The 19,271-nt window shown below is 39.9% G+C and carries 16 protein-coding genes; 8 read left to right on the top strand and 8 right to left on the bottom strand.

Going from position 1 to position 19,271, the window contains the following annotated elements; all coding sequences use genetic code 11:
• The first annotated feature begins 1 nt into the window (after window position 1).
• Genes fabG through ACEQ81_RS14410 form a run of 3 tightly spaced genes read left to right on the top strand, consistent with a single transcriptional unit; the run spans window position 2 to window position 2,121 of the window.
• Window positions 2–739: a 3-oxoacyl-ACP reductase FabG gene (gene fabG / locus ACEQ81_RS14400; protein ID WP_411031613.1), complete on the top strand. Its 738-nt coding sequence runs from the start codon at window positions 2–4 to the stop codon at window positions 737–739.
• A gap of 6 nt (window positions 740–745) precedes the next feature.
• Window positions 746–1,210, top strand: coding sequence for a MaoC family dehydratase (locus ACEQ81_RS14405; protein ID WP_411031614.1), 465 nt, complete (start codon window positions 746–748; stop codon window positions 1,208–1,210).
• A gap of 17 nt (window positions 1,211–1,227) precedes the next feature.
• Complete coding sequence (locus tag ACEQ81_RS14410; protein WP_411031615.1) at window positions 1,228–2,121, top strand: haloalkane dehalogenase; 894 nt, start codon at window positions 1,228–1,230, stop codon at window positions 2,119–2,121.
• A gap of 69 nt (window positions 2,122–2,190) precedes the next feature.
• Here the strand turns inward: ACEQ81_RS14410 and ACEQ81_RS14415 are convergent, their stop codons facing one another.
• Window positions 2,191–2,538, bottom strand: a complete 348-nt coding sequence (locus ACEQ81_RS14415) for a DUF6249 domain-containing protein (protein ID WP_411031616.1) — start codon at window positions 2,536–2,538, stop codon at window positions 2,191–2,193.
• A gap of 132 nt (window positions 2,539–2,670) precedes the next feature.
• Here ACEQ81_RS14415 and ACEQ81_RS14420 point away from each other — a divergent pair, with 132 nt between their 5' ends.
• Both ACEQ81_RS14420 and ACEQ81_RS14425 read left to right on the top strand, forming a co-directional pair.
• Window positions 2,671–3,255, top strand: coding sequence for an RNA polymerase sigma factor (locus ACEQ81_RS14420; protein ID WP_411031617.1), 585 nt, complete (start codon window positions 2,671–2,673; stop codon window positions 3,253–3,255).
• A complete protein-coding gene (locus tag ACEQ81_RS14425) occupies window positions 3,242–3,664 on the top strand; it encodes a hypothetical protein (protein ID WP_411031618.1) in 423 nt (140 codons plus the stop codon). The genes ACEQ81_RS14420 and ACEQ81_RS14425 overlap by 14 nt, the downstream gene beginning before the upstream one ends.
• A gap of 25 nt (window positions 3,665–3,689) precedes the next feature.
• Here the strand turns inward: ACEQ81_RS14425 and ACEQ81_RS14430 are convergent, their stop codons facing one another.
• From ACEQ81_RS14430 to ACEQ81_RS14450, 5 genes are all read right to left on the bottom strand, one after another.
• Window positions 3,690–4,829, bottom strand: coding sequence for a glycerate kinase (locus ACEQ81_RS14430; protein WP_411031619.1), 1,140 nt, complete (start codon window positions 4,827–4,829; stop codon window positions 3,690–3,692).
• Window positions 4,830–4,841: 12 nt separating this feature from the next.
• Window positions 4,842–6,446: a sodium:solute symporter gene (locus tag ACEQ81_RS14435; protein ID WP_411031620.1), complete on the bottom strand. Its 1,605-nt coding sequence runs from the start codon at window positions 6,444–6,446 to the stop codon at window positions 4,842–4,844.
• A 5-nt stretch (window positions 6,447–6,451) separates the two neighbouring features.
• Window positions 6,452–7,099, bottom strand: coding sequence for a GNAT family N-acetyltransferase (locus ACEQ81_RS14440; protein WP_411031621.1), 648 nt, complete (start codon window positions 7,097–7,099; stop codon window positions 6,452–6,454).
• Between the two features lie 22 nt (window positions 7,100–7,121).
• Window positions 7,122–8,432, bottom strand: a complete 1,311-nt coding sequence (locus ACEQ81_RS14445) for an MGH1-like glycoside hydrolase domain-containing protein (protein WP_411031622.1) — start codon at window positions 8,430–8,432, stop codon at window positions 7,122–7,124.
• 102 nt (window positions 8,433–8,534) lie between these two features.
• Window positions 8,535–11,129, bottom strand: coding sequence for a TonB-dependent receptor domain-containing protein (locus tag ACEQ81_RS14450; protein WP_411031623.1), 2,595 nt, complete (start codon window positions 11,127–11,129; stop codon window positions 8,535–8,537).
• Between the two features lie 189 nt (window positions 11,130–11,318).
• Here ACEQ81_RS14450 and ACEQ81_RS14455 point away from each other — a divergent pair, with 189 nt between their 5' ends.
• Window positions 11,319–12,344, top strand: coding sequence for a LacI family DNA-binding transcriptional regulator (locus ACEQ81_RS14455; RefSeq protein ID WP_411031624.1), 1,026 nt, complete (start codon window positions 11,319–11,321; stop codon window positions 12,342–12,344).
• Window positions 12,345–12,431: 87 nt separating this feature from the next.
• On the opposite strand, the gene htpG is transcribed toward ACEQ81_RS14455, so the two are convergent.
• Entirely contained in the window at window positions 12,432–14,318 is a 1,887-nt protein-coding gene (htpG, locus tag ACEQ81_RS14460; protein ID WP_411031625.1) for a molecular chaperone HtpG, read from the bottom strand.
• A 518-nt stretch (window positions 14,319–14,836) separates the two neighbouring features.
• Between htpG and ACEQ81_RS14465 the strand changes: the two genes are divergently transcribed.
• On the top strand, window positions 14,837–15,847 hold the full coding sequence (locus ACEQ81_RS14465; protein ID WP_411031626.1) for a 3-oxoacyl-ACP synthase III family protein: 1,011 nt from the start codon (window positions 14,837–14,839) through the stop codon (window positions 15,845–15,847).
• 43 nt (window positions 15,848–15,890) lie between these two features.
• A complete protein-coding gene (locus ACEQ81_RS14470; RefSeq protein ID WP_411031627.1) occupies window positions 15,891–16,412 on the top strand; it encodes a pyridoxamine 5'-phosphate oxidase family protein in 522 nt (173 codons plus the stop codon).
• A 111-nt stretch (window positions 16,413–16,523) separates the two neighbouring features.
• Here ACEQ81_RS14470 and ACEQ81_RS14475 read toward each other — a convergent pair whose 3' ends face one another.
• Complete coding sequence (locus tag ACEQ81_RS14475; protein WP_411031628.1) at window positions 16,524–18,974, bottom strand: TonB-dependent receptor domain-containing protein; 2,451 nt, start codon at window positions 18,972–18,974, stop codon at window positions 16,524–16,526.
• Between the last annotated feature and the right edge of the window lie 297 nt (window positions 18,975–19,271).

The raw sequence follows: 19,271 nt of genomic DNA on the forward strand, positions 1-19,271 counted from the left end.
AATGAGACTTAAAGACAAAGTGGCCATTGTTACCGGAGGTGCCAGAGGCATAGGAAGGGCGGTGTCCGAACTATTTGCCCAGGAAGGTGCGGTAGTTATTATATGGGACCTTCTCGAAGAGGGCTCTACTACGGCCAACGGCATAAATACCAAGGGAGGTGTGGCTGAATTTCACTCCATATCGGTAACCGATAAGGAGGCTATCCATGCTGCCGTAGGGGATATTCATACCCGCTACGGAAAAATTGATATCCTGATCAATAATGCTGGAATAACGAGGGATAAAACGCTTCAAAAAATGAGTTTGGACGAATGGGATGCGGTTATTGATGTAAACTTAAAAGGTGTTTTCTTGTGTACGCAAGCGGTGGTTCCTTATATGAAAGAGGCCGGTTATGGAAGAATTGTTTCCGCAGCCTCCAATGTGGGATTGCGAGGTAACTTTGGTCAGACCAATTATTCGGCAACCAAGGCCGGCGTCATAGCTATGGCCAAGACCTGGACCATGGAATTGGGTAAATATGGCATTACGGCGAACGCTTTGGCCCCCGGATTTACCTTGACAGAGATGGTAGAGAAAATACCTGTGGAGCATATGGAGACCATAAAAAAACAGATTCCCCTGCAAACAGCGGCGCAGCCGATAGACATTGCCTATGGCTATTTATATCTGGCCTCAGATGAGGCTCGATACGTTTCTGGAATTTGTTTAACCATTGATGGCGGAATTTCAAGATAAAAATATATGGAAAAGTTGATTTGTAAAGATTTAAACGAATTCCGCAGGTACGAAGGCAAAGCACTGCCCAAGGGTGAATGGATCAGCATTACACAGGAGATGATCAATGCATTTGCGGATGCCACATTGGATTATCAATGGATACATGTGGATGTGGAAAAAGCAAAACAATTTTCTCCCTTTAAGACTCCCGTGGCCCATGGTTTTATGTCCGTGTCCCTACTGTCCAAGATGTTGGGCGATATTGTTGAAGTGAAAAGTGTGCAAATGGGTGTTAATTATGGATTGAACAAAGTTCGTTTTCCACATCCGGTTGTGGTGAACAGCAAATTGCGCTTAGCCGGAAGAATAGCCGCTTTGGAGAATTATAGCGATAACGGTCTTAAGATTACCTGGGATTGCACTGTACAAGTTGAGGGATCTGATAAACCCGCGTGTGTGGCCGAATTTGTTTCCCTAATGTTCGAATAAGAATAAAATGTAACACTATGAATATACTGACAACCCCGCCTTCAAATTTTGAAGGTTTAATGGATTATCCTTTTGAACCAAACTATTGCGAAGTAGCCCCTGAATTAAAAATGCATTATGTTGATGAGGGAGCCGGACCATTGATATTACTATTGCATGGCGAACCCAGCTGGTCTTACCTTTATAGAAAAATGATACCAATTTTGACCAAAGCCGGATTCCGTACCATAGCTCCGGATCTGATTGGTTTTGGTAAATCGGATAAACCCGATCAACCGGAAGATTATAGTTTTAAAAAACATTTGGAGTGGTTGTCCGCATTGATTTCAAAACTGCAGTTAACGGATATCCACTTGTTTTGCCAGGATTGGGGCGGGTTAACAGGACTAAGGATCGTTGGTGAACAGCAACATCTCTTCGCCAGTATCACGGCTTCTAACACCATGTTGCCAAGAACAGGTATTTATGCAAACGAAGCCTTTAAACAGTGGCGCGATTTCTCTCAAAAAACACCTCACTTTTCAGCGGGCCGTATTTTACAGTTGGGTACGTTTTCAACCTTGTCCGATGAGGTTATGGCGGCATATGATGCTCCATTTCCGGATGATTCGTATAAGGCCGGAGCTAGGGTGTTTCCTAAATTGGTGCCCTTTGATGGAGAGGATCCCTACAATGAAATCCCAAACTGCGATGCCGCTTGGAAGGTTTTAGAGGCATTCAACAAACCATTTTTGACTTTATTTGGTGACTCGGACCCTATTATGAAAGGTGCAGAACGATTTTTTCAAAAGGTAGTACCGGGCGCTAAAGAACAAAACCATCAAATAATTAAAGATGCCGGCCATTTCATCCAAGAAGAAAAAGGCGAGGAACTTGCGGCCGCATTGGTAAAATTTATAAATTCCTTGTAGGATATATTAGCTCTCAACAAAAAAGGCCACCGCAACTGCGCTGGCCTTTTTGCTATAAAAGAAAACGATCTAAGCCTCTTTGTCCAACTTTTTTGTTAATGTAAAACCTGTCAACAATCCAATTCCGGCCATAAGGAATATGGTTCCAGGATAGGCAACTTCTTCATACAGTCCAAAGTTGTTTACCATTAGGGAAGCCATAAATATTGCCAGTCCAATACCAATCAACAGAAGGGCTAAATTTAGGAGCAAGATCTTCCAAACCGGTGTGGCGTTCGTACGCCTTTCACGCACAAAAATGTTGGCGTCTGCACCTTTTTCAATGAGTGCCAAACGTTCTTTGTTTCTGCTCGAAAAAAAGAGATAGAATATTCCAAAAATGATTATAAATAAACTGATAAATACTGCTCCTACCATATCTGATTTTTAAATGATTAATGAATGTGTTCATAGGGTAAGACCATCCATTTTCTGTTTTGGTTACATCTTTTCGCCTTTTTTTTATAAAAACTGTAACCATAACCCATTTTTAATAGTCTTATACTGCAGATGAGCCTTTATAAAGACCAACACTATATTGATCTAGCCATTAATGGTGACCTCAATGCCTTTGCCACCCTAATGGATCGGTATAAACACATGGTATATACCTTGGCTTTACGGACAGTGAGAAACAAAGAAGAGGCCGAAGAGATTGCCCAGGATACTTTTTTAAAGGTGTATAAAGGTCTGAAGGGTTTTAAAGGAACTTCAAAATTCTCTACGTGGGTTTATAAAATTACGTACAATAAGAGTTTGGATTATATAAAGAAACGCTCTAAGAAGTTGGAAACCTATGCCTTGGATGTTAATGCCGAACAATTTATGGGATCCGTGGAAGACATTACAGAAAGGTTGGGAAGGCAAGATAGAAAGGTGATAATTGGCCAAGCCCTATTGCAACTACCCGAAAAAGATGGGTTTTTAATTACCTTGCATTATTATGAGGAGCTTTCTTTGACAGAAATTGCTTCGGTAATGAACGAAAGTACCAATACGATCAAAGTACGTTTGTTTCGTGCAAGAAATAGATTGGCAAAAATTTTAAGTGAACGATTGGCACCCGAAACGATACATAGTTATGGAAGAAAATAAAGATATAAAGTTCGATGAATTTCTAAAAACTGCGGTTAAGGAGGCAGGGTTGGAACAACCGCCTCAGGAGCTTTCAGCCGCTGTAATGCGCAAGATCATTAAGGCAAACACATCGGCCAGGGTTACGACTTATCGCCCTTTAATTTCAAAAACCTATTGGGCCGTTTTTGCTTTGGCCGTTTTTGGACTCTTTACCTATTTCTTTTTTGGAGATTATAAAAACATTGAAATAGGGAGCCTTTCCCTAGATATTGATAAACTGGTACCTTCACGATTTTTTGAATTAATTGGAACAGTAGAAGTATCAAATACCTTTGTTTATGGGGTGTTGGGTCTTACATTCTTTGTGGGCGTGCAAGTATTGATATTGAAGCGCTATCTGGACAAGCGATTTTTGTCATTTCACTAGTTGGGAAGCTTTAAGCCCTATTTCATTAGCTATCTTGGGAATTTTTCAAGGTTTTTGCAAAATTGAAGGCAGCAAAACGCAAATCTTCGTAACTGCTTTTTTTTATTTCTTCCCAATCTGAAACACCCCTTACCGTAGAAGTAACATAGGTAAGACCTAAGCTTTCCTGTACGCTTTCGGAAATATCTACCGACCCACAAAGGGCAGCGACTGGTATTTTAAATTTTATGGCCGATTTTAAGACTCCTGCCATGGTTTTTCCGGACAAAGTCTGATGGTCCAATTTTCCTTCACCGGTAATTACCCAATCGGTGTCTTGGATAGACTTATCGAATTCTGCCATTTTTTTTATCAATTCAATTCCTGAAGCAAGCGTACCATTCAAAAAAATAAGAGCTCCTGCTCCCATACCACCCGCGGCACCGGCTCCCGCCGTTTTCTGAACATCTACTTTAAATTGTTCCTTGATAATCTGGGCGTAGTTCTTAAGACCTCGGTCCAAAATTTCAATTTCTTTTTGCGAGGCCCCCTTTTGTGGAGCATATATTTTGGCAGCTCCATTTTCTCCGTGGAGCGGATTGGTAACATCGCAAGCAACTTTTACGGTTACGCCTGTCAGTTTCGGGTGTACTTGTGAGGAGTCTATTTTAACGATTTGCCCAAGAGCGGCTCCAATAGGTTTTACGGTTTCCTTGTGTTTATCGAGAAAACTAAACCCTAATGCACTTGCCATGCCTATACCTCCATCATTGGTAGCACTCCCACCAATACCCAACAAGATATTGCGTGCACCTCTATTCATGGCATCTTCAATAAGTTCCCCGGTACCAAAAGAGGTTGTATACATACAGTTTTGTTCGGTTTCCTTCAACAGGTTTAGTCCGGAAGCCTCTGCCATTTCAATGTATGCTGTCTTGTCTTTTTCAGAATACAGATAGGACGCAGCTATTGGCCTAAACAAGGGATCCTTTACGGTAAGTGTAATTTTTTTCGCTTTTAAATAGTGCTTTACAACCTCCATGGTGCCATCACCTCCGTCTGCCAGCGGCATTTTCAGTACTTCCGAATTTTTGAACACCAGTTTAAGCCCCTCTTCAACGGCATTGCAGAATTGGAACCCCGTTAGCGAGCCTTTAAATTTATCTGGAGCTAGTACAAATTTCATGTTTTAAAACAATTAACCAAGCCAATATGGAAGATAGAGACTGAATAATACAATGGCCAAAAAGTATCCGGCCAATGTTAGGACTTCCTTTTTTCCAGAGTAATATACAACTTCTAACCCTTCATTCACCTGTTGTTTAACAATATAACTTGTTCCCAAAGCCACTACAATGGTTACCATACATCCTAAGGCGTTCCACCAAAACCAAAATATTTGTGGTACATAGAGCCATAGGTAAATATTAAAAAATACTCCGGCTATAATACCCAAATTGGCTCCTAATGCATGTGTCTTTTTTGTAAGTATGGCCAGTATGAAAGCAGCCAGAATAGGGCCATAGAAAACCGAACTTATTTTATTGATTACCTCAATTACGGTACCCTCTATATTACCTGCAAAAAAAGCAAAAAACAAACATACCAATCCCCAAAAAATGGACAAAAGCCGTGAATATCTTACGTATTGTTTGTCTGCCATCTTTGGTTTAAAGCGTTTTATAAAATCTTCCATTGTCACCGCGGAAAGCGAATTTACCGTAGAGCTTAAGGACGACATTGCCGCCGACATAATAGCCACAATAAGAATTCCGATGATACCATTGGGCAAATATTTTATTATAAAAACCGGGACCATAAGGTCTGCCTTTTTACCTTCTAGGGAACCGATGTTATTTTGATACACCGTATTCATCAAATCTTGGAATTCGGCGTCTTGAAATAAAAGTGTTCCTAGCACCAATCCCATAATGCAATAGGTCAGGGTAAGCGGAAATCTAATAATTCCGTTTGCCAACAACAGCTTTTTTATGGTAGGCATACTTTTGGCGGATAGTAATCTTTGAGATTGGGTCTGATCTGTACCATAATAAGAAGCGTAGAGAAAAAAACCACCGATGACCATAGGCCAAAAACCAAATTCATCATTGTTGTCCGCATTGTTAAATCCCCATTTATTAAAATCTACTGCGGTAATGCGATCTTTATCTACATGGGTGAGGAAGTTCTCAAAACCTCCCAATTCGCTTATCCCATATGCCAAGCAAATAATAATTCCCAAGAATAAAATGACCATCTGTATTACATCGCCCCAGATAACCGCTTTCATTCCACCTTGGAAAGAATAAATTAGTGTTATTACCCCAATGATCAGCACGGAAATCCAAAAATCTACCTGAATGGTAGCTTGCAGAATTAATGCCATGGTATAGACCATTACTCCGGTGGCCACGGATCTACTTATTTGAAACACCAAACTTATTAATAGTCTTGATGAGGCGTCGAAACGCTTTTCCAAGTATTCGTATACACTTACAATTCCGGATTTATAAAGCGATGGAATTACGGCTATTAGCAAAAAGGCCATTGCTAATGGTACTCCAAATTCATAGGTAAGCCATTGCATGCCCCCACCATCTTTTAAACCTACAAAGGCTGGGGCGGATATAAAACTTATCGCCGATAGTTGGGTGGCCATTGTGGATAGGCTTAATGGTAACCAAGACATACTTCTTCCTCCCAAAAAATAATCTCCTGAACTCTTATTCTCTTTAAAGAAAAAACCGATTCCCAAAAATGCAATTAGGTATACTATGATGATAATGTAGTCTAAGTAGTTCATACCGATTAATTTAAATGTTGGTTTGGTGTTTTATTTTTGTTACTGGCAGTGTTGGTTTCAATTTTATTTTTAAGCCCGGTTTTTGCATGTAGCTGCCAATCACTTTTAAGAATACTCATGAGTACCACATCTATTCTTGCCGTTGTATCCATAGCGGGTAGAAATCCCCTTAGCACTCCCTCTTTTTTACAGCCTACACTTTCCATGGCCGCAATACTGACCTTATTTTCCGCATGTGCCCCAAAGCCTAATCTTTCGGCTCCTATTTTTTCAAATACAAATTGGAACAACAAATATTTGCATCGTTTGTTAAGACCTGTTCCTCTAAAATTATTGCCATACCAGGTATGCCCTAATTTTAGCACATCCAATTCTGGAATAAAATCATAAAAGCGTGTACTTCCGGCATACTGATTGGTTGTTTTGTCAAAAACAATAAAAGGGTATTCTGTGCCTCGTTTTCTTTTATCTATGGTGTCTGCCACATATTTGGTAAGGTTCTGAAGACCATTACCTTTTTCCAGAAAATAGGTCCATAGATTAGGTTCCTCAGAGATTTCTAGCAAAGACGCAATATGTTCCATTCTTAGCGGACTTAGTTTTACAAAGTCATCTTCCAAAACATATTCCTTGTTAAAGTCAAAAATCAACATTTACTTTTTGTTTTTTACATTATCAGTTATTTAAAAGGTCTATCAACAAAGCCGCGCTCCAAGAAAAATCATTGCCTCCATACCCCCCTACATTGGTGTTGTGCTTTTCCTTTCTTGAATCGAAATACTCGTAAAATCCGTGTTGTTGAATCAACGCTATGGAATCTTCCTTTACCCTTTGCGCAATGCTATCGTAGCCATAATTCTTTAAGCCGTAATATAGAAGCCAGTTGAGGTTTATCCAAACCGGTCCGCGCCAATATTTTATAGGATTAAATCTGTCACTGGCCGGGTCAAAGGAGGCACATAGATACCTATTGTCCCCACCAAACTTATCGATCATTGTATTAACTACTTGTTCTGCACGTTCCTTATCGGGTATACAGGCATAAAGTGGAGAAAATGATGAGGAAGACAGCAGTTCTATTTGTTTTTCATTTCTAAGGTCGTAGTGTACGTAAGCGCCCAGTTTTTTATTGAAGAGTTTTTTATTGAAACTCGAAATACTTTTTGCTTGCCATGATTTTAATTGGTCTATTTTACTTTCATTGCCTCCTATAAGTGTGTATAAATCAATTAAGGCCTCATTGGATTTAATTAGCATTGCATTAAACAGGGGATCTTGGACCAAGAAGGGCGATAGTTCGGCAATTTTGGCATCATTGTACTGATTTTCCTTGGCGATATCGATTATATGAAGGTAATAGTCGTATTCTCTCTTGGAAGGTCTTTGGGAAGCATCCACATGCGTGGTATCCCTTCTTTCAAAGGTATATTCTGGTGGGTCTATGGTGGTCCAAATATCGTCCCAAATAGGGGAGTTGTCGGTGCCCGATTCCCAGTTGTGATAAATATACATCAACCCTTCATTGTGCAAATCCCTGTTATTGTAGAAGTAAAGATGATTGTCATAGACCTTATCCAGGTTCCTTGTGATAAACCCAAGCATATCTTGCTTATCCTGGGCAATGCGGTACATTTCGTGCAATACAAAACCCAATACGGGTGGCTGGGTCATCCCGGTTGATCTAAATTTTTTTGAGGCTTTGGGATGCAGATCGGACTTATGAAAATCCGCGCCTGGAAAATAGGAATCGCTCTCGTTGTGGAAAACTATATGTGGAATAAAACCGTTGTCCCATTGGGCGTCTAATAGGGTCTTGATTTCCAATTGTGCGTTTTCCATATTATAATAGGCCAGTCCAATGGCAATAAAACCGGAATCCCAATTCCATTGAAATGGGTAAAGACCTTTACAAGGGATTGTAAATCCCCCATTCTGAAAGTTTGCATCTAGCACTTCCATTGCCTTGTTGATCAATTTTTCTTTCATAAAAACGTAATATAAAAACACATTGGCAAAATGTAACTACCAATGTGTTTTAAAGACTTAAATAAACTAACTTAAACGAACAAAACTTAAACTAAACTATCTTTAAAAACTGAAGGTTGCGTTAAAGAAGACACGTGTGGGCAAAATTGGCCTACCCACAAAGAATTCTTCTTCGGTCTGATTATTACCAAGCCTTGGCGAACCTTCTGTGATTCCATCCGAATTGAACAGGTTGAACACCTGTGTACCTAAACGAAGGGTTTCCCCATCCTCACTAAGGTCAAAAGTGTATCCTACATTCAAATTACCAATACCAATGGCATCTAGCTCAATGGAGTTAGAATCGTTGGAAAACTTTTTACCGGTATAATTGAAGGTGAACCCTGCATCAAATTTAGCATTATCATAGTCTAGGCCAAAGGTGCTCAATAGCTTGGGTTGCCTTCTTAGCTGATTTCCTTCTAAGGTTGGGTCATTTTCGGACTTAGTAATTTCATGCTCCTGATAGGTTAAGGAACCGTTGAAGGCAAAGTCGTCTAAAAACCTCCAGTTCCATGTTCCCTCAAAACCAAAGGTATTGGTACTTTGGGTATCTACTTCTTCTGTAAAACCTCCTCCGGGAGCGTTTACAAAACTTATCGATCTTCTATCGTTTAGTCCAACCGAATAGAGTGCGGCTGTACCCGAAAAATTGTTTTTCCCGTATTTTATCCCTAATTCCCCTTGAAGGATTTTTTCTGTTTCGTAAGACGAAGGATTGCCCAAGGCATCAAATTGAGTGCCTCTTAATTCCGGGAAAAAGTAACCTCTGGAAAAGTTTCCGTAGACACTAAGGTCATCACTAACCTTGTAAAGTGCTGCAAGGGCAACCGCTGCATCTGTTGCGGAGACATGCCCTCTGGTAAAACTACCGTTACCCCATGTAACGTTATCCAAATTTGCTATTCCCGTGTTACTTACAAGGAAAGATTCCGTTCCCTCATTTTCAATATCTCCCGAGGCCCTTTCTACGCGGACACCAAAGTCGAGATTCCATCTGTCCAATTGTATTTCATCGGTTAAGAACACTGCAATTTTGTTACTCGAAATGTTTCTGTTTGTGTAAGCCGTACCTCTGTTGGTAACTCCATTTATGGAATAATCCGACAATTCTACAAGGCGTGGACGATTATTGTATTCGCCCAAATAATTGGTAATTACGTTAAAATCACCTGCTTCCGATCTAGAAATAAAGGTTCCTAAGGTAATATTGTGGGCACCTGCGGTTTTCGTTAGTTTAATGTCTGCAACCAGTTCCCTTAAAGGTCGGTCGCGATCTAAGATGCGATTCTCAAAAAGGAGGGCATCTGCAGCCAGGGCCTCCCCGTTGAGGTATGAAAAATCCCCTCCTGTAAGACCACGGGCATCCAAATATTCTTGTTGGGTTTCTACTGCTTTCGCGCCACTTACACCACTTCCGTCCAAAAAGAGGTTAAATTGATGTTCATATTTTGAATAGCGCAATTTTGCGTTCAATTTTATGTCCTCGGTGAATCTATGTTTAAAGTCCGTCATAAAATAAGTACCCCTTGTAGATACGCCGTCCTCAATGGGAGAACTATAAATTCCGTCAGGAGTGGCATAAGATATGTCAGCGGCTGCTGATGTCTGTAGGGTAAAAATTTCATTTCCATCGTTTCCTGTAGGTCTGTTGCGTGTTCCGCCTTCTAATGGATAGGGCAAGAAAAATTGTACTTGGTCATCTATGACCTGACCATAAAATGTAATAGACCCTTTTTCCGTAAGGTGTTTTATATTGCCCCTGAGCTGAAACCCTTCAGTAGGCAAGCCGGTAATTAGTGGTCCTTGATCGTACCTGTAAAACCCGGAAAGTGCGTAGAAGGTTTTGGAATCTTCCCCACCAAGGGGTCCACTGGTAGCAAAATCGGCCTTGTATCGTGCGTTAGAGGCCACCTCTGTTCGTATTGTCGTTTTTTGTACCTGTGTTCCTGTAATACTGGTATAGTTAATAATACCTGCTACAGAACCAACACCATATAAAATGGACGATCCACCACGTACAAATTCCAAACTTTTTATGCCGATGTCATTTCTGAAGTAAACGTCATGGGCGGAAGAGTTTAGCCCAAAAGTGCTGAGTACCGGCATCCCGTCGATTTGAAGCGGGTTAAATTGGAATTGACCCCCAGAAGGAAGCCCTCTTACAAATACATTGGAAGCTACCTCACCACCACCGCCTTCAGTGGTAATCCCTGGGACACTCCTTAGAATATCTGCCTGGCTACTGGTGTTTACCTTGGCCAATTGTTTTGCGCCAAGGGAGGTAACGGATAGAGGAGTTTCTTTCTGGGATCTGGTAGTGGATGTGGCCGTTAGTAGTACTTCATCCAATTGTTGTCCACTTTCCTCTAGTATGGCATCTATTATTACCGGCGAACCGTCCAAGGTTATATTTTGGTCGAAAGTAGCGTATCCCAGAAAGGAAATACTAATAGTTTGGCTACCTTCCAAGTCCGTAGTAAAGGAGTAGTTACCATCAAAATCTGTGATTGTACCCGAGGTACTTCCAACAATAATTACATTGGCACCCGCAACGGGTACTCCTGATAGGTCTTTTACATTTCCAGAAATATCGGTCTGTGCAAAAACTGAGGTCAGTCCAAAAAAACAAATAATCGCAAAAATAATATTCTTCATTTGAGTTGATTTAATCGTTAACTTTTTAATACTGTTATTGGTTATTTCGTAGTTATTGGCTAATATATATGTATCATATGCAATTATTTACCGTTTTTTTACCAAAAACTTATGCAAACGTTGTCGCAAACGTTTGCGGTATGTGTTGTTTTATTCTCTTATATTTAAACTTGTAAAATGTAATGGGCCGTGCAAAAAAAACCCACAGTAACCTTAAAAGAATTATCCCAGAAGTTGGAATTATCTATTTCAACGGTTTCCAGGGCACTTAATGATCATCCGGACATTAGCAGGTCCACGAAGGATAGGGTTCAAAAACTGGCCAAGGCTTTGGACTATTCTCCCAACCTTTTTGCCAAGGGTTTTAGATCGCATAGTACACATATCCTAGGGGTTATTGTTCCCAACATATCGCATTATTTTACCTCTACAATTTTAAAGGGTATCCTAGATGAGGCAGAAACCAGTGGTTACAGAGTTATTATTTCTGAATCCAAAAACAATGAGACCAAACAAACGGAGATGCTGAAGACCATGACCCAGTTTGGGGTAGATGGAATACTCATTGCCCTTGCAAGAAAAACGTCATCCATAAACGATGTCCTTCAAATACTTAAGCGCCTGCCTTTGGTGATGTTTGATAAGGTTTCTGATAAGATACCGTGCACTCAGGTAATCATAGATGATGAGGAAGCAGCCTTCAACGCCGTTGAGCATCTTATCAATATTGGGAAGAAGCGAATAGCCATCATTAAGGAAACAGAGAATTCCTTTAATTCCGAGAAACGATTTTTAGGATATTTAAGAGCGCTAAAAGAGCACAACATGCCCATTGACGATAAGATAATACTTAGTACCGAAGATATTTCCCTCACTAACGGTAGAAGGCTAACAAACTTGTTATTGAGCATGAAAAAAAGACCCGACGCCATTTTTGCCATCACAGACAATGCAGGAATTGGAGCCATTAAGGCCTTGAATAAGTTTAAAGTAAAAGTTCCGGAAGAAATAGCAGTGGTAGGTTTTAGCAATTCTTTGGGGTCTACAATTATTCAGCCCGCTCTCACTACGGTAGACCAACCAGGCAGTAAGATTGGTAGAACGGCCGTGAAATATTTGATAGAGGAAATTGAGAATCCCAAGAAAGATATTGTTACCAAAACCATTACGGTAAAGACCAACTTAATTGTACGAGATTCATCTTTTAAGGCGTAAAGGATATATCTGGTTATATATTTCTTAAAAACAAAAAGGTCCCCGCCGTAACAGGGACCTTTATATTCGCGAAACGGTTAAAACCTATTACTTTATCATTTCGTAACTTCTTTTGATAAAATTGGTAAGTTCCTCGCCTTTTAACAATCCTTTTGACAAACGTGCCAAATCTAAGGACTGATTAATTAATCTTTCCCGTTTCTTCGCTGTTTTGGTATTCAGGATTTCACTCACCAATTCATGATTGGTGTTTACAATTAGGTTGTACATTTCTGGCATACCGCCCATCCCGAACATGCCACCGCCACCGGTCTGTTGCATTTCCTTCATTCTACGCATAAATTCGGGCTCCGTAATGGTGAAAGGGGAGGCATTGCTATCCATGGCCTCTAACTGTACCGTAAAGCCTTTGTCTTTTATGGCCTCATCTAAATTGGTCTTTAAATTTTCCTTTTCCTCATCGGAGAGTTTGGATATTTGGGTATCCTCTTTTTTAATAAGGTTGTCCAAATGGTCCGCATCTACCCTTGCAAAGGAAAGTTTTTCCTTGGAGGTTTCCAGTTTTTGCATAAGGTGCGATACAATAGGAGAATCCAAGAGGAGTACCTCATAACCCTTGGCCTTGGCCGCTTCAATATAACTATGTTGTGCCTCTTTGTCGGATGCATATAAAACAACCAGCTTATCGTCCTTATCCGTTTGGTTGTCCTTAATTTTCTCATTGAGTTCTTCAAAGGTATAGAAGTTTCCATCTACGGTTGGGTAGAGCGCAAACTTATCTGCTTTTTCGAAGAATTTGTCTTCTGATAGCATTCCGTATTCTATTACGAGTTTGATATCATTCCATTTGGCCTCAAAATCTTCTCGGTTATTTTTGAATAGTGATGACAGTTTATCGGCAACCTTACGGGTTATATAGGAAGAAATTTTCTTTACCGCGCCATCTGCCTGCAAATAAGAACGCGAAACATTCAAAGGAATGTCTGGCGAATCAATTACTCCTCGTAACATGGTAAGAAATTCTGGAACTATCCCTTCTACATTATCCGTAACAAATACTTGGTTCTGATATAGTTGTATGCGATCTTTTTGAATGTTTAGATCGTTGGTCAGTTTTGGGAAATAGAGAATACCGGTTAGGTTAAAAGGGTAGTCTACATTAAGGTGGATGTGAAACAAGGGCTCTTCAAACTGCATTGGATACAATTCCCGATAAAATTCCTTGTAGTTCGTATCTTCAAGATCTGCGGGTTGTTTTGTCCAGGCAGGAGTAGGGTTATTGATGATGTTATCTACTTCTTGTGTTGGTGCCTCATCATCTTCTTTGGCGCCCTCTGGCTTGGGTAGTGTTTCGGTTTTTGTGCCAAATTTAATTGGGATCGGCATAAACTTATTGTACTTCCCAAGTAGATCTCCAATTTTGTTTTCTTCCAAAAATTCAGTGGAGTCCTCGGCTATATGGAGGATTATTTCGGTACCTCTATCTTCTTTCTTTCCCTTTTTTAGGGTAAATTTTGGAGATCCATCGCAAGACCAGTGCACTGAGGGTTCATCCTGATAGCTCTTGGTAATAATCTCTACCTTTTCGGCCACCATAAATGCGGAATAGAAACCAAGACCAAAATGACCAATAATGCCCGTATCCTTGGCTGTATCGTCATATTTGTTAAGAAATTCCTCAGCACCGGAAAAAGCTACTTCATTAATATACTTTTTTACTTCTTCCTCGGTCATTCCAATACCTTGGTCAATAATGTGGATCTTTTTACCCTCTTTATCTACTTTAACTTCAATTATTGGCTCACCATACTCAACCTTGGCCTCACCAATAGCTGTAATGTGTTTTAACTTAAGGGTAGCATCGGTAGCATTGGAAATGAGCTCTCTCAAAAAGATTTCATGATCACTGTACAAGAATTTTTTTATGAGAGGAAAAATATTCTCAACAGAAACGTTGATTTTACCTGTTGCCATATTCTAAATCGTTTTTTGTTGTTTAATACCCTTATTGTCAAAAAAAATACCATAACTCCCATTTATGACAAACTGGCACCTTGCAAAGCACAATTGACATTCTTACATATTTTAACATTATTTTTTGTTTAATATATTTTATTAATTATTAAACATTCGTTATCTTTGTTGTAAGCTTGCGAAAAGAATTGCTGTGAAAAATTAAGTTTTGTAACGAGTTTGTTTATTTATTGGTTAGATTGTTAAAAATGTGCCCATTCCAAGGTGGGCACATTTTTTGTTTCCAGTATATAAAACATTACTTATGTTTGTAAAAGATGTGATAATGATGAACAAAAATTATGTTTGATGTTAATACGGTCAAATGGCAAAAAAAGGAAGGAATTTGCTTTAATAAAGATTTCGGACAAAATAGCTGACAGTCTTCCTACCGGCCATAATATTGGGTTAAAAACATCTAACTATTTTTACCTATATTAGTTTCTTTATAACCAACATTAATACAACTTCCATAGCGCATGTACAATTCAAAAATTAAGGGATTAGGATATTACGTACCCGAAAATGTGGTAACCAATGATGACTTATCCAAGCTTATGGATACAGATGACGCATGGATCCAGGAGCGTACGGGAATTAAGGAGCGTAGACATGTAGTAAAAGGAAGTGGGGAGACCACTACCACAATGGGTGTGAAAGCAGCCAAAATTGCTATTGAACGTGCCGAAATTGATAAAGACGATATAGATTTTATAGTTTTTGCCACCCTGAGTCCGGATTATTATTTTCCAGGCCCCGGCGTTTTGGTGCAAAGGGACCTAGATATAAAGACTGTAGGCGCCCTCGATGTTCGTAACCAATGTTCTGGTTTTGTGTATGGCATTTCCGTTGCAGATCAATACATTAAAAGCGGCATGTACAAAAATATTTTGGTTATAGGCTCCGAGCTGCATTCGCATGGTTTGGACATGACCACCCGCGGTAGGGCGGTGTCGGTAATTTTTGGAGATGGGGCAGGAGCGGCGGTGTTAACCCGGGAAGAGGACAACACCAAGGGAATCTTATCTACACATCTACATTCCGAAGGGCAACATGCCGAAGAACTCTCCTTGATAGCTCCTGGAATGGGAAAGCGTTGGGTAAATGACATTATTGCGGACAATAATCCCGATGATGAGTCTTATTACCCGTATATGAACGGCCAATTTGTGTTTAAGAATGCCGTGGTACGTTTTAGTGAAGTAATCGTGGAAGGGCTGCAAACCAATGGATTATCCGCTACGGATATTGATATGTTGATTCCCCACCAAGCCAATTTGCGCATCTCGCAATTTGTACAACGAAAATTTGGCCTTACCGATGATCAGGTATTCAATAATATTATGAGTTATGGTAACACCACGGCTGCGTCCATTCCCATTGCTTTAACCGAAGCCTGGGAGAAAGAAAAGATAAAGGAAGGGGATTTGGTAGTTTTGGCGGCCTTTGGTAGTGGATTTACCTGGGGTAGTGCCATAATAAGATGGTAAGCAATTAAAAAGAGGTTGGACTATGGGAAAGCGATTAAAAAAAATGTCCCCGTCTATAATTAGATTTATTAAAGAACAAAAGCTATTTTTTGTAGGTACCGCTATGCAGGAAGGTAGGATAAATGTATCCCCTAAAGGCATGGATTCTTTTAGGGTGATCAATGAAAACACAGTACTTTGGCTAAACCTAATAGGCAGCGGTAATGAAACGGCCGCCCATTTACTTCAAAATAATAGGATGACAATAATGTTCTGTGCTTTTGAAGGTAGGCCTATGATACTGCGCTTATATGGTTATGCCAACGCCTATCACCGTAGAGATTCTTTTTGGGAAGAACATATTGACCTATTTCCCAAAATGGAAGGATCAAGACAATTGATAAAAATGGAGGTAGACCTTGTGCAGACTTCCTGTGGAACGGGGGTTCCCCTAATGGATTACAAGCAAGATAGGGAACAACTAAGAGCATGGGCCCGAGATAAGAGTAGCGAGGAACTCATCGATTATATGAAAAATAAAAATGCCGAAAGTCTGGACGGATATCCTACCGGTATTTTAGAATGAACAGATACATAAAATTAAAAACCCGGAGCTATTGCTCCGGGTTTTTTACTGATACACCGTTAAAGAAAACCAACCAACCCTTCTAATAACAGGTATACCAATTTTATAGGGTTATAAAATGCCTCCACTACCTTGTTTGGTGTTGCTATCCCTTCGTTTTCTTTGTGAGGCCCTATTTTTGCCACTTCCAAACCTATAGGACAGACCAGCATATAAATTTTGACTTTCCCAGTTAAACTCTCCTGTTTGTACAAAAGGTTCCTGGCCATCAAAACCAAAACGCATGGTGTTGAACACATCGTTGAAGTTAATACTAAAGGTTGCTTTGCCATCTGCAAAACTGTATCTGGCACCTGTGTTTATGAAATACATAGGCTTTGCCTCAAATTGTATGGTCCTATTGGACCCACGGTAAAATCCGAAAAGTTGTAGTGTCAGCTTTTTTGTAACTGTAAAGCTGTTGTTCATTCTAAGGTTCCAGGCTGTATTGTCAACCTCTACCTTTTCCACAACAATATCGTCTTCAGTAGCGGTAGAATTGCTCGTTAACAAGCGCTCCGTTATCCCACGTTGGGTTTGCGAGAAAAGGTCGAAACTTCCATTTATGCTCCACCATTTGGCAGGTTTATAATTGGTAGATACTTCTATACCGTACGCAGAGGTATTGTCAAAATTATCATACGTAAGTATAAGTTTGTTCAGGTCCAATCGGTCTACGAATACCGCTCTATTAATTTCATCTTTAATAGTTCTATAAAAAACGCCCATTGTTATACTACCCTTCTCAAATCTTCGCGTGTAGTTCGTTTCATAGGAGTTGGTGAACTGGGGAATAAGACTTGGGTTTCCAAAGGAGGAAATTAATGGTGTGGCCCATTCCCGTATGGGGTTAACCTGGTCTAGCCCTGGCCTATCCACACGCCTGCTAAAACTCAACTGAAGCTGGTTTTTATCGGAAGGAGAATACGTAAGGAAGGCAGAAGGATAGATCTGGGTATACTCGTCCGTAAATGCACGCACCCTATTGGTATCGGCCTTCACCTCCACGTCCTCTATCCGCGCACCTACCTGATAAGACCATTTGTCATAGGTCTGCCCAAAAGTTACATAGGCAGAATAAATATCCATATCGTAAATAAAATCTGTGCTGGGTGTTGGAATCAGATTTCCGCCAGAATTGAAGGATAAGCCAGTAGAGGTATAGTCTACATTGGTCTCAAAGATTCTTGCTTCCACCCCAACTTCTAATTTAGTAATGGAATCTAATGGGTTAACGTAGTCCAAATTAGCAATGGTCTGTGTTCTTTCGGTATCCACAAAGTCCATGTAATCGGGAAAGAGAGAGGCGCCAGTGGTTCTAAAATTGGCATCCTCATCGTTCTTAAATCGATTATAGTCTACCTCCAATTCTATATTATGTCCTTCTTTTTTAAAATCGGCCTTATAATCAAAATTATATTGCTCACTACTGTTATCGCCTACATTGTTGAAGAACTGCGTGGTGTTTCTGGCCAAATCATCATTGTAAATAACATCGGTTATACCGCTCGCTTTTTCATCATAAATGTTCTGATTGGTAAAAAAGGAAATCGTGTTTTTTTCGTTGAGGAAAAAATCGAATCCAACTTTGAACAGATGTGATTTGTTATTGTTGAAGAAATCGAATATTTGTTCTGAATTTTCTTCAACCCTATTGATGAAACCATTGTTTACGTATTTTCCAATGTTATTACCATAGTTGCCATATAAATTAAACTTTCCATTTCTGTAGTTTAAGTCTATGGAGCTATTGAATTTAGCTTCTATGCCAACGGTAAGTCCAAGGTTAACATTACCGTTAAATCCGATATTGGCATTTTTGTGCAATACAATGTTGATGATACCACTCATTCCTTCCGGGTTGTATTTGGCCGAGGGATTGGTAATAAGTTCTATGGATTTAATGGACGTAGAGGGTATTTGTCGTAACAATTGTGCTACAGGTACGTTAGACAACTTGCCATCTACCATAACCCGTACGTTAGAGTTGCCCCTTAGTGTAAGTTCTCCTGTTTGCTGGTCTATGTTTACCGAGGGTATGTTGTTCATTATGTCGGAAGCCGTGGCCCCTGCAGTTGTAAGATCTTTTCCTACGTTGATTACCTTCCTATCTATTCTTTGTTCTATGGTGGTGCGTTCGGCCACCACATCTACCCCGGTAAGTTCTTCAGTTTCCTCGTCCAGGCTAATGGTACCCATATCCAACTTTCGTTTAGATTTAGAAATTGTAATAGGCTGGCTGTATGTTTTGTACCCAATAAATTGTACTTCAAATATAAGATTGCCCTCTGGTAGCCCCTTTACTTCAAAAGTACCATCTTCCTTGGTTATACCTCCGGTAAGCGTACTAGATCCGTCCGCAGGCTTAATTACAATGGCCGCATAGGCAACCGGTTGCCCTAAGGTACGATCAATGACCTTGCCAGTTATAGTTCCAATTTTTAATTCGGGGTTTGTATTGATGTTTCTGGCTGAAATTGCACTACTGAGTAGCAGCGCAAATAGTAAAATTAACTTGTTCATTTGTGTTCGCTTTAACTGATTGATTGATGTTACCTACTAGACGACAAATGGTAGGGAATGTTACCGTTTAACATATTTTTAACATAGATAGCCCTTCGTAAAACCGGCCATAACTTCATTGTCAGGACTTTAGCAGTGATCTTAAATATTTATCTTTGGGTTCAGAAGAAATGTTGGACCAATGATTTAAGGTAAGTTTTTAAGAAAACAAAACCCGGAGCAAAAGCACCGGGTTTCTTTCATTGATATGCTATACTAAACACTAACCATTAACTATAAAAATACAGCGTTATCAAT

This window comes from Spongiimicrobium sp. 3-5 (genome assembly GCF_046557915.1).
Lineage (GTDB): Bacteria > Bacteroidota > Bacteroidia > Flavobacteriales > Flavobacteriaceae > JBHEBG01.